Annotated in this window: 12 protein-coding genes; 6 read left to right on the top strand and 6 right to left on the bottom strand. The window is 39.2% G+C overall.

Annotated features, from left to right (window positions below; genetic code table 11):
* Positions 1 to 269 precede the first annotated feature (269 nt).
* The 6 genes from ACQY3F_RS03565 to ACQY3F_RS03540 all read left to right on the top strand — a co-directional run bounded on the left by ACQY3F_RS03565 (position 270) and on the right by ACQY3F_RS03540 (position 7,150).
* Positions 270 to 1,463, top strand: coding sequence for a porin (locus tag ACQY3F_RS03565; protein ID WP_428353532.1), 1,194 nt, complete (start codon positions 270 to 272; stop codon positions 1,461 to 1,463).
* A gap of 466 nt (positions 1,464 to 1,929) precedes the next feature.
* Entirely contained in the window at positions 1,930 to 2,493 is a 564-nt protein-coding gene (locus tag ACQY3F_RS03560) for an IPTL-CTERM sorting domain-containing protein (RefSeq protein WP_428353531.1), read from the top strand.
* A gap of 575 nt (positions 2,494 to 3,068) precedes the next feature.
* On the top strand, positions 3,069 to 4,043 hold the full coding sequence (locus tag ACQY3F_RS03555; protein WP_428353530.1) for a hypothetical protein: 975 nt from the start codon (positions 3,069 to 3,071) through the stop codon (positions 4,041 to 4,043).
* Between the two features lie 871 nt (positions 4,044 to 4,914).
* On the top strand, positions 4,915 to 5,121 hold the full coding sequence (locus tag ACQY3F_RS03550) for a hypothetical protein (RefSeq protein WP_428353529.1): 207 nt from the start codon (positions 4,915 to 4,917) through the stop codon (positions 5,119 to 5,121).
* A 43-nt stretch (positions 5,122 to 5,164) separates the two neighbouring features.
* Positions 5,165 to 6,169 (top strand): IS630 family transposase, encoded by a 1,005-nt coding sequence (locus tag ACQY3F_RS03545; protein WP_428353111.1) that lies wholly within the window; start codon positions 5,165 to 5,167, stop codon positions 6,167 to 6,169.
* A gap of 15 nt (positions 6,170 to 6,184) precedes the next feature.
* Entirely contained in the window at positions 6,185 to 7,150 is a 966-nt protein-coding gene (locus ACQY3F_RS03540) for a nucleotidyltransferase domain-containing protein (RefSeq protein ID WP_428353528.1), read from the top strand.
* Here the strand turns inward: ACQY3F_RS03540 and ACQY3F_RS03535 are convergent.
* The 6 genes from ACQY3F_RS03535 to ACQY3F_RS03510 all read right to left on the bottom strand — a co-directional run bounded on the left by ACQY3F_RS03535 (position 7,147) and on the right by ACQY3F_RS03510 (position 12,188).
* The gene (locus tag ACQY3F_RS03535) at positions 7,147 to 8,322 is read right to left on the bottom strand and encodes a glycosyltransferase (RefSeq protein ID WP_428353527.1); all 1,176 of its coding nucleotides are present in this window, start codon (positions 8,320 to 8,322) and stop codon (positions 7,147 to 7,149) included. The genes ACQY3F_RS03540 and ACQY3F_RS03535 overlap by 4 nt on opposite strands.
* 2 nt (positions 8,323 to 8,324) lie before the next feature.
* Complete coding sequence (locus ACQY3F_RS03530; protein ID WP_428353525.1) at positions 8,325 to 8,681, bottom strand: VanZ family protein; 357 nt, start codon at positions 8,679 to 8,681, stop codon at positions 8,325 to 8,327.
* Positions 8,678 to 9,796 (bottom strand): glycosyltransferase family 4 protein, encoded by a 1,119-nt coding sequence (locus ACQY3F_RS03525; protein WP_428353523.1) that lies wholly within the window; start codon positions 9,794 to 9,796, stop codon positions 8,678 to 8,680. Before ACQY3F_RS03525 ends, ACQY3F_RS03530 begins: the two co-directional genes overlap by 4 nt.
* Positions 9,797 to 10,523: 727 nt before the next feature.
* Complete coding sequence (gene hepT / locus ACQY3F_RS03520) at positions 10,524 to 10,949, bottom strand: type VII toxin-antitoxin system HepT family RNase toxin (RefSeq protein ID WP_428353522.1); 426 nt, start codon at positions 10,947 to 10,949, stop codon at positions 10,524 to 10,526.
* On the bottom strand, positions 10,942 to 11,349 hold the full coding sequence (gene mntA, locus ACQY3F_RS03515; protein WP_428353520.1) for a type VII toxin-antitoxin system MntA family adenylyltransferase antitoxin: 408 nt from the start codon (positions 11,347 to 11,349) through the stop codon (positions 10,942 to 10,944). Before mntA ends, hepT begins: the two co-directional genes overlap by 8 nt.
* 299 nt (positions 11,350 to 11,648) lie before the next feature.
* A complete protein-coding gene (locus ACQY3F_RS03510) occupies positions 11,649 to 12,188 on the bottom strand; it encodes a Uma2 family endonuclease (protein WP_428353518.1) in 540 nt (179 codons plus the stop codon).
* Between the last annotated feature and the right edge of the window lie 96 nt (positions 12,189 to 12,284).

The following is a 12,284-nucleotide window of genomic DNA, read 5'->3' as shown; positions in this document are numbered from 1 at the left end:
GTTTCTAGGTTTTTTAGCATAAAAACCACCATTAGACGCACTACTACGGTGCACAAAAGCACTACTTTAGCGCGTAAAAAATCATTATGTTGTTTTTTATTAACTTTTGTTGCTATATACAACACCCTCTTTTCTGGTATAAAATATGCATAGCATTATTATGTTGTACAGAAAGCGTTTCCAGGAAGCAAATAGTCATTTTATTTCTCGGAATTAAAATAGCTGGAACTTTGATTTAAATTATCATTAATTATATATTTAGGTATTTTATGAACAAAACACAATTATTCACGCGCTCACTATTGAGTAGCGCAATACTCTTAAGCAGTTTTCAGGCCTCGGCAGCTGATGATCATTACCTGCTAACCTCTGATTCGCTATTTACTGGCCTAATCAATGACACTTCTTTTATGAAGGACACCGGCTTTGAAGTGGGCATGTGGGCTGCTGCGGGTATTACCGGCAATACAAATGGAGGATCAAACGATCCTGCTTTCGGTAATTCACCTATTGGATTCAACGACCGGGTTAATGAAGTTTTATTTAATCAGCTAAACTTTTATGTTGAACGCGCAGTCACCAAAGGCGATAGCTGGGATGTTGGTATGCGTATGGACTTTATGTACGGTACTGATGCAAGATTCACCCAGGCATCAGGCTGGGATGATAGCTGGTGGGTCAATCAAGATGGCGGCTACTATAATATAGCCATGCCGCAATTGTATATGGAAGTTTACGCACCATTAGGCAATGGCGTTACTGCTAAACTAGGACATTTCTACACTACTATTGGATATGAAGTCGTAACGGCACCAGATAACTTCTTCTATTCTCATGCTTATACAATGTTATATGGCGAACCATTCACCCATACAGGAGTATTGCTTGACTATGACCTTGATGATAATTGGTCAGTCAATGGTGGAGCGGTTATGGGCTGGGATAATATGACTTCAAATGCAGGGGCATGGAGCTTTCTTGGTGGCACTAGCTGGACGAGTAATGACCAGGCATCTTCAGTAACTGTGCAATTAATTTCTGGCGACACAAGCGATACCGAAGCCAGCAATAGAACCATGTATAGCATCGTTGCTAGCCATGATTTTACAGATAGCTTTCATTATGTATTTCAACATGATTTTGGTACGCAAATTCAAGCAAATTCTGTAGCTCAGAATGGTGGTAACTGGTTTGGTATTAACCAATACTTCGTCTATGACATCATGGATAAAGTTAGCGTTGGGCTACGTGCAGAGTGGTTTAACGATAAAGGCGGTGCACAGCGTGTCAATTCTGTTGGCGCCAATTACCTTGCAGCATCTTTCGGTGTTAACTACACGCCACTTCCCTGGTTAAAAATACGTCCTGAACTGCGTTTAGACTGGGCTGATGAGCAAGTATTTAAAAATAATACTGGCGATAGCCAGGTCGAATTTGCTATGGATATGATTGTTACTTTCTAATCAGCACCCTAGCAGTAGCTTACAAAAGCTTGCGCTGTTTTACAACGCAGGCTTTTTTCTTCCTGATTCCAGGATAGAGTGTTACATTTTTCAAAAACTTTGCTATACTTATAGTAGAATATTTAATGTAAAATATAATAAAGTTACTAGTACTAGAAAATAGTCTTTATGATAGTGACACATTCATGTGTTTTAGGCACGAAACCTCATCTCTTGATAATGGAATCAATAATGAAAAAAATGAATTTACGATTATTAGCTTTATGCTGTACTCTGGGAATAACAAATCAGGTATTTGCAGCATCAGATACCTTTCTAGCCCCTCCCTCCCTCGCCTCTTACTTTAATTTCTGAAAATGGTGATAGCTCATCCACTCCTGATTCTAGCTTATATCCCGGCTCGGCTACAAGCTCACTTCACATTTCGATTCCTTACACTACGACTGGCACTGTAGCATCGGCAATATTGAATGTTTGTTTAGCAGACGATCTATCAAGCAATTTCGCTGGCGCCATTGATTCTCCAATGGAAGACGCGATTGTTGCAAATATAACAGGAACGGGTTCCATTGCAGACACCAGCTTTCCCGTACAACTGAATCTTTTTACTTCGCCTCCTGCTACTCCAATACAAGTGACCACCGCAACTAATGCAGGAATAGAAAACCCAAGTTTAATCCCTGCACCAAACGCTCCCTGTATTAATTATCCTGTAGACGTAAGCTCCGTGATACTAAGTAATGGATCGGGTACTCTTAGTTTTGATTTAGAAGTTTCAGCTATGTACCCGGACCTCTTCTCTCCAAGCGCTGCATGGAATATGATTGTTGCTGCTGCGACAGTCTTTGATCCAAATTATATCCCAGAAGACCCTTACCTTGTCCAGGAAGACTATGTTTATGAAAAAGCTGAACTTGTGGTAACTTATGGCGGCCCAATAGTTCCAGTTCCCACACTATCTGAGTGGTCAATGATATTGCTTATGCTTTTCTTGGCTGGTTTTGCAGCAACGCGACTTAAGCAAGCTTAAAGAATTCACTACTTCTATTGGTTTTTAGGTTCTTCTACGGTCTTATTGTGCACTTTGGTTCTTTTTTCTGCCCTTCAGCGACTCTGCGTCAGTCGAACAAACATAGGGCTGACGTTAAGGCGGTTCGGGGCAAAAAAACTGCCCCTTGAACCTGATGTAGAAAGAGCATAACGAATTTTTACTTGCTCTTGAAAAATACATTTAACATCAATTAAATAACTGTTGCTCTCAGTAGTTATACATCAACCTGTAGAAAAGCCTGGCGTTAAGACTTAGGTAGCTGGAAACAAATATCATCCATCCTTGCTGGTCTTTTTGTCCGTCAACAGCACTGTAGCAATAGTTACGTAGCCAGATGAGCCTATTGCCACAGCACCGATAACAAACAAAAATCCTGCCCAAATATTGAACGATTATTTATATCCAGGTGCCGTAGTAACTATAAATTCAATGATCTACATTCGCCTCTAACTGTTATTTATTCACAGACTCACATGGTAGCCCTTAGTTTTCAATCATTTTTCCTAAGCATTGCTCTAGTGCTAATGCTCTGCCCTATCGCATTAAGCTGTGGATTGACAGACAAACCTTGTTCTAGAAAAACACACTTGGGCGAAATACCGCTTATTGGTGGTATCTGCATATATTTCACTCTACTGATACTACTACCGTGGACACAAATAGAAAACTTCTGGTACATAGCCTCAGCGACTCTGATCGTCGTTTGTGGTGTCATTGATGACTATCAGCATTTAAGCTTTAAGGTGCGCTTGAGTATAGAAATTATCGCGACAATAATCATGATATACTGGGGCGGCATAGAAATCACAAACATGGGAAACCTGTTTGGCTTAGGCGATATTCAATTAGGCATCTTTTCGCCCTTGGTAACAATCTTTGCCTTCGTAGGCGGAATCAATGCATTTAATATGAGCGATGGTATCGATGGTGCGACTGCCGGCTTATCATTAGTAGCAATGTGCTCCATAATAGTAATGTTTTCCATTTATGGCCTGGCAAAACAGCCTTCCCTGTGCATAAATTTCTTCCTGATTTTCACTCCGGCTCTGATTGCATTTTTACTCTTCAATACCCGTATTTTTGGTCGTAAAAGTGCCTTTATTTTTCTAGGCGATGCAGGTAGCAAGCTCTTAGGTTTTACTGTCTGTTACCTATTAATTTTCATCTCACAGGGCGAGAACAGCGTTATTTCACCTGTCACGGTATTATGGATTATTGCCGTTCCGCTTATTGATGCAGTATGTATTTTTATACGCCGTGCCCACAAAGGTAAATCAATATTCACACCTGACAGAGAACACTTCCATCATATATTACCCCTTGCTGGTTACTCGATGAATCAAACGTTGAGCATCATTCTATTTACTCCTCTTAGTCTGGGTTGTTTTGGAATTTTAGGGGAAAAGCTATTTAAACTACCCGAATGGCTTATGTTCGCCTTATTTCTGGGGCTATTTTTTCTATATTACTGGGCAATGAGTCATGCATGGAAAGTCATGAAAGTTGCCAGAAAACTCCATACAGACTAAAGCATAGTTAACGTGTTTAATATAGGGCACCTTTCATTTCTCAGTGTACGCTTTTTTATTTAATGCGTGGGTTGGATGAGATTTTTTATTGCGTAGCATTCAAAAACGAAATCCGACAATTTTAGAAAATGTCGGATTTCGTTTTCTCGCTACGCTCAAAATCTCATCCAACCTACAGATTAACAGGGATAAGGAGCATAAAGTCATGGCAAGATGGAAAATAAACACTTCGAATGGCTCATATTATGAAACTTCATATGGAATATCTGAGGCTTCGTAGTAAAAATAGAAAACCAAAGTGTAAACTACTTTCATACTCTTACCTGATTACCCATGACTCTCAGCCATTCTCCGTCATTCCTGCAAGCTTTTAGCAGGAATCTCATGGGTTTAGTACAGATTCCCGATAAAAGACTTCGGGAATGACGAGGTTTTTAACATGCTGATTTTCTAGGTTTATTCTACTGTAGCTGAGAGTGGTACGTAATCAGCTACTCTTATGAAGGATGCCTAATATAGAGCTATATTTCTAAAGGTAAAACAACACACATCTGCCTTGTATTACCAGGCGCCGGGCTAGATTGGCTCAACACACTCCATTTTGGCATAAGGTGCCCTAAGTTAAGTATTTTCTGTAGGATGTGCTGAGGAACGAAGCGCATCAACTCTAAACGATACGCTTCGTTCCTCAGCACATCCTATTGTTATCTTAACTTAATAGCAGTGACCTACAGCCCCCTATCATTTTGCATTTCACTGTAGCGCATGATGTTTAAAACATTTTTTGCTCTACAATATTAGGATAAATCTGTTCGCCTGAAAAGCGAAGGTTTTAACCTTACGAATGAAAAATCAATCAAGCAAAAATTTCATGACACCAGACTTACAATTTCTCATCAACTGCTGCAAAACTAATCCAACAGCTGCTGATATCGAACAGACCCGTACACAGTTCAACAGTCTGCAATTATCAGAGATAACAACACTCGCCCATGCGCATGGTGTCTTTCCTCTTGTTTATCAGACCATCCAAACGCATGCCGCCGACCTACTAAGTACTTACGCAAAATTAATTTAACGAAAAAAGGTGTCATAATAAACAATTATTTTGCTGACTCTAAATGTTTGTGCTCTATATAAAACACCTACTCCCAGAAGAAATTACTGCTTTAAATGTGATGCATAAAAACCATCCACTTCATTTAAGTAGAAGTCGAGCTCATGCTATTTTATTAAGTTTCAAAGAGCATTCTGTTCCCATGATTTGTTCTATTTATAACGTATGCCGCCAAACTGTTTCCACTTGGTTTTCTAACTGGGAAAAGAATGGAATCGATGGATTGGTTGACTGTCAGGGAAGAGGACGGCGAGGTATTTTAACTGAAAAACAACAAATAAGCTTAGTCCAGAGAGTTGAAAAATCTCCTAGATCATTAAAATCAGTACTAGCAAAATTTGAAGAAGATCTAGGCATTTCAGTTAGCATTGATACTATAAAACGTATTTGTAAACAAGCTGATCTTGTTTGGAAACGAGTTAGAAAATCCTTAAGGATAAAGCGTAATCAAGATAAATTTGATTTGGCAACCGATGAAATAAAAGAATTAATACAACAACATAAAGAGAATGAACTTGATTTGTGCTACTTTGATGAGTCGGGGTTTACACTAGAACCCTGTGTTCCTTATGCTTGGCAACAGTCAGGTGAGACGATTGAAATACCAAGCTCAAACAGCAAGCGTCTTAATGTATTAGGTTTTGTTAACAGAGATTGCAGGTTTGATTCTTTTGTTTTTGAAGGGAGTGTAAACACTTCGGTTGTTGTGGCTTGTATTGATGAATTTGCTAAACAGATTAAAAAACCAACAACTCTTATTATTGATAATGCATCGACTCATACGAGTAATGAATTTAATGAAAACCTTGAAAGGTGGAAAGAAAAAAACCTATCCATTTACCGTATACCGCCATACTCACCCGAGTTAAATATTATCGAGATTATATGGCGTAAAATAAAATACGAATGGCTTCCTTTTTCAGCTTATGAATCCTATGCCTCTCTTCAGGAAGAATTATTTAAGGTGCTGTCTAATATTGGAAAGAATTACAAAGTAGAGTTTGCATAAAAGGTTAAATTAATTTTGCATGGGTACTTATCCAAGAAAACCCTAGCTGAACTCAAACAGCACAACATGACCATCGTCATGCAAAACATGCGCATGACTGCCGAGCTTACTCGTGTTATGCAAGCACTGGAAGAAAATGCCATCGAAGTCTTGGCATTTAAAGGCCCTATTCTGGCGCAGATTGCTTATGGAGATATTACGCTCAGGCAGTTTGGGGATCTGGACCTTCTTTGTAAAAAAGAAGATCTCTACAGAATTAATACTTTGTTAAAAACACTACAATATGACAGCGTTTTTAAGCTCACAGCCATTCAACAAAAAGCCTGGTTAAAACACACGCATGATGTGGCATACATCCACGCCAGTACGGACATAATTCTGGAGATGCACTGGTCACTTCTGGATAATGACTACCCCTTAACATTTAATCTGGATAGCATTTGGAATCACCCTGATACAGTCACCATCAAAGGGCAACGGATAAAGACGTTTGCCTCAGAAAGCCTGCTGTTCTATCTCTGTGTCCACGGCTCCAAACACCTGTGGGAGCGTATAGAATGGATCAAAGACATTGATCTTATCATCCGCACACAAGCAATAGACTGGGACAAACTTGCCAAGCAAGTCAACAACAGCGGCTTTGAAAGAATGTTTTTACTGGGACTGTCACTATCCAGCGATCTTTTTCAAACGCCTCTACCCACAAATTTACAGCAGCAGATCAACAATCAAAGCTGGCTGAAGAAACTAAGCCGATTCGTCATCAATGACTGGCAGCAGCACAGTAATATGCCACAACAGACCGTTGCCATGTTATCCCTGTTTCCAACACTCAGTTTAAAATTGCAATACCTGCACAAAATCATTCTCAAGCCATCAAGAACAGAATACAGCTTTATCGACCTGCCTGAAAAATGGTACTGGTGTTACTATCTCGTGCGCCCTTACCTGCTTATAAAAAAGTATTTATTTAAGCGCTAGACGCTTTCATCCCGAAAACTTGACCAGAACCGGGAACGCTTTTCATCCAGCCTGCTTTTTTGATAGTCTCTGGCGGTATCAAAATTACGCTTCGCCTGTTCTGTCATGCCCTGCTTATTGCTGACTAGATTCCGAATAATATCTATCAAGCGCTTAGGCTGTTTATGACTAAACATCATGTGCTTATCTAAAAGCTCAGGAATTCCACCAACTGACGAACCGATGACCGGGCAGCCTCTACTCATCGCCTCGATAACTGACCTGGGCAGCCCTTCCTGAAAGCTGGGTTGCAGGTAAATATCAATCTCATCCATCCAGTTTAAAACAGCCTTCCCGGTCGATAGTGTGCCATCAAAAAAAACCTTATTGCCGATACCCGACTTTTCAGCCAATTGTTGATAGGCGGCCGGATCACCCGCGCCCAGGATATGATATTCAAAATCGGCAGTGTCAAGCATTGCTTCGGCAAGCATTTTTATAGCAACATCGATACCTTTGTACTGCACATTCATATTTGCAATCGAGCCAAACACGAGCTTACCCGACATCAATTCAATTTTATTATATCTCTGCGCTAATATACGTTCATCAAACAAGGGCAATTCAACATCAGACACACTGATACATGTCGCGGTTTGTTTTGCAGGGTACCTCTTTTGTAAAAACTGCTCTGTGACATAGCTGACATGCCCGGATTTTTTAATCGCATTGTGCATTTTTAGATAAAAAAAGGGCGCATAGACTTTAGATTGGAAGCCTCCATAATGCCACATGGCATCCCAGGCACACCCCACCACTTCAACGATATATTTCTTGCCCATTCGGTGCGCAATTTCAGCCGTCATTAATCCGAGCTCACTCGGCACTCTGACGATCACAGCCTCATAAGAACCCAGCAATTCTGCAATATACGTTTGATATCGCTGGCGCAAGCCAAAATAAGAATGCAGCGTAGAAATGCTATCCAGAAAAATAAAATTAACGCCCGGGCCACCAGCAATGGGCATACCCCGGGTATCTTGAGTATTTTCAACTTCACGGTGCCGTGCAAGCACCGTGACCTCCGAAAACACATCAACATACCGACTTAAGATATTGTTCGAAAAGGTATTAGAATGAACATTTCCTTCTTGAGTCAAAAAGACATGATCATGAACAAACAGAATACCCATATCTAACGGTTTTTTTCCTGTGCGCTCAACCTGAGCAAGCCAGTCAATTGCAGAACTTGAATTAAAATGAAATAGCTAAAGATACCCATGGCATTAAACAACATGTCCTCGATTGAAAACCCTCGCTCGGCGAACAAAAACTGTATCGTTTCGATTGCCAGTGCCACCAGACTCAAAAGCATGATGATTTTTAACCACGGCATTGCCGGAAAAGACCTTCGCAACATCCAGGATAAAATAAAAAATGTGAGCGCGTGTGCCGCCTTGTCATGATTAACAATAAAGGCCGGAGTCAACTGCCCTGATGAAAATGCAAAGATGCCAATCACCAGAAGAGTTAATGACAGCAAGTATTTCATACCAACAAGTGACGAATTGCACTTTGATATTTTACCAGCACATACTTCTCATCAAACTCGGCAATCACTTTCTCCCGACCTTTCTGGCCCATCAAGCCCCGTTCTGACTCGTCTAGTTTAATCATTTTCTCCATCTGATCGGCTAAATCCTGCACATTTCTTACCTGGCATAAAAAGCCATTTTCGCCATCAACCACAACATCTCTACAACCAGGAACATCGGTGGTAACAATAGGTTTGCTCATAATAGCTGCTTCTAAAAGTACCCGTGCCAACCCCTCCCGATAAGAAGGCAAGACCACGCAGTCAGTCTGTGAAATGATAGATTCTACGTCATCACTTGTACCTAAATAATTGACAATACCGTCCCGTTGCCAGCTCATCATTTCCTTTTCAGTGATAGCAGTCGGGTTACCGGGATAAAACGCCCCCAGCACATCAAACTGCACTTCGGGGTATTTAGATTTAATGATTTTCGCCGCCTCTAAGTACTCCATTAAACCTTTATCTTTAACCAGTCTTGCAATAAACAAAAAAGAAAAAGCCTTATTGTTCTTTTTTCTCGCATGAGGAGAGAACTTAGTGATATCTATTCCAGAACCCTGTATCACATCAGCTTTGCTTTCAGCAACCAGCTTTAAATCAATAAACAACGCTCTATCGTCTTTATTTTGAAAAAAAACCACTTTAGGAATATGTAAAAAAACCCTGTATAGATACCGGGCAATTTTAGAAGACAGTTTATCATTAAGAAAAACAGTACCCAGGCCTGATATATTGCTGATAACGGGTATACCATTCAACCGCGCAGCAATGGCTCCATATATATTAGGTTTAATCGTGTAATGGAGTAGCACATCTGGCTTAAGTTTTTTATACAACTGGCAAAATGCCCAGATTAACTTTAACTCTTCTAAAGGGTTTGTGCCTTTATTATTCATCGTTATATTATGGAACTCAAACCCTAGTGCTTCGATCATGGGAGAATAACTGTCTGTCGGAGCAATGGCAATAATACGATACCCCTCCTCTTGCAAGGCCTGCATAAGACCTAATCTAAAATTATAAATATTCCAGGATGTATTGATAACGATTGCAATTGTTTTATTATTCATTAAAACCTTTTATATAAATCACGTAAATATTCAGTCCCTTGTTCCAAAAAATAATCCATGGGGAGAGGGGGATAATGCTGTTGACTTAAGCCCTCTCTTGCTCGAGAGGGTTGGGCTTAAAATAACCCGTAGCCTCAACGGTTACATAAGGTATTGTTCAAGCTTCCAAATAAAGCAACCTGAACTTTACTTCAAAATAAACTCTGAATACTCTGGCAATAAAAATATTCCTGATTACCCATAAGTCTCAGCTAGTACAGCACCACCGCCTTGATGTTTAGATGTTTTTTATACTATTGATTTAAAACAACTTTCTATCATCCATCCAAAATGGTTGCTCTACAAGAGGAGGTTTTATATTTAATAATCTAATTGACCTATATTTTTATAGATCCCCCTCAAACCCCACTGCCAATAAGTTAAGGGATAAAACAATAATAAACAACATGTTACATCGTAGGCTGGGTTAGCTTAGCAAGCGAAGCGCAGATAACGTAACCCAGCATTTTACGTATATGGGGCTTTGCTGGGTTACGTTTTTTTTCGCAAAAAAAATCTAACCCAGCCTACAGTGTAATTCATTGATTGTTAGACAATAAATCCTTAACTTAATGGCAATGCCCTCAATCCCCCCTTCTCAAAGGGGGAGGCTAAAAGCACAATACTTTTACAGTCACTTTAGCCTGCATTTTAAAAAGGCGAACTAAAGATCCGCGCCCCATTGTGCTCAAATTATTTCATGCTCATTCCTAAGCATGATTTGTTTAATATAATCCTTAAAATCTTCAAGATGATGACTAGCTATCTCGTAAGTAATTGCCAAATCAATATCATCATAATTATGAACAGCTACATTCCGATAACCTATTGAGCGTCTCATTTTATCAGCAATGTCAGGGCTTATAATATTCAAATGCTCTAAACTGGTAAAAGCTTCTGCCATAGTTGCAGGGACAGCCTGGTTTGTATTCGCAAGTATATGTGTAGCAATATCAACATTCATTTGGATGGCACGCGTTAAATTAAGTACCACCACATCCTGAGCATCATAGTCTTTGATAAAATCAGCTTCCGTTTCTGGAAGACGTTGCTGAATTCGATTTAAACACCTTAAAACAGAATCAATTTTCTGTGCGATAACTATTTTATCCATTTGTAAGCCATTTTTTTCTTCTTTCCGACAGCATTCGTTCAATATAAGGCATAAAATCCTGAGTAGTATTAATATTTTTTATAGTTAACTCGATATAATGTGCTTGTGAGCCTATTAAGCGTTTGCCATATTTTATAATTTGGGATAGCAAGGGCTGGCCTACTCTATTTAAATCAACAAGGTCAATTTCAATTTCTAATAATTTTGATAATTCTATCAAATAATTAAGTTTCTCTTTAGCTGTTATTGTTTTACCTGATGATAGCTGAACAGCAATATCCATATCACTATGACTATTTTCTGTTCCTTTTGAGTATGAGCCAAATAAAATGGCTGTTTCAATTTCTGTATGTCCAGTGAGCCATGTTATAAGCTGTTTTTCTTTGTCTGATGATCTCATGGTTAATTATTATTTCACCTGTTTAACATTGCAGCATGTAAATACAATCGACTTTTAGCTTATATACAACAATTATGAATTTAATTCAATAACTTAGTATGAAAATGAACTCCGAAACTTTAGTTATAATCATACCTTTCATAGGAATCAGCATGACACACTTGAGCACAGTGGGGCGCGGATCTTTAGTCCGCTTTTTAAAATGCAGGCTAAAGAGCTACGCCCCATATCATGATGTAAATGTGTGTCGTGAATGTTCCTTAGGTTAAAGGTAAATACCTGACTCTACTTTTTCACAATCAGTTTCGCCAAATAGTAGATAAATCTAATACAACAGAGCATTCTCCCAAATCAAATTCAAAGTCACCCTTATCAAAATCCCCTTGTTTTTGATAATAACCACTTACCCATCGATAAACTTTAGCAATTTTTTTCTCGGGATAAACGAGCACATAATAAGCGACCCCCTCTTTTTCATACAACTGAAACTTTAATAACTCATCTCGTCTTGCAGTTGACGGAGAAGACACTTCAAAAATAACACGAGGAGCCTTTAAAATTTTTTCATTAACCTCATCACAAATAACTAAAACATCAGGCCTAACAACAGTGTCATTAGATATTTCCCAATCTACTTCCATTAAAACATAACAATCAGGACATCCACTCAGTTTATTTTTGATTACATTATTTAGCTGGGTCAGTATATTCCCAGCAACGATCTGATGAGAAATGCTCGGAGAAGGTGACATTGCATAAGCCATACCATCAACTAACTCCCAGTCACCTTTCCATTGATTATAGTCATTAAGCGAGTAATGCTCACGAAAAGCTAACATTGCATACCCCATTCATTTGAAAATTATTATCATAGCATAGCCCATAAAAGTAATTGACCTACATACGAGCTCAAGTGTGAATAATATAATCATACC

The organism is Methyloprofundus sp. (assembly GCF_965251085.1).
In the GTDB taxonomy this organism is placed as follows: Bacteria; Pseudomonadota; Gammaproteobacteria; order Methylococcales; family Methylomonadaceae; genus Methyloprofundus.
The sequence above is the reverse complement of the archived record's forward strand: the minus strand, read 5'-3'. Positions and strand labels throughout refer to the sequence as shown.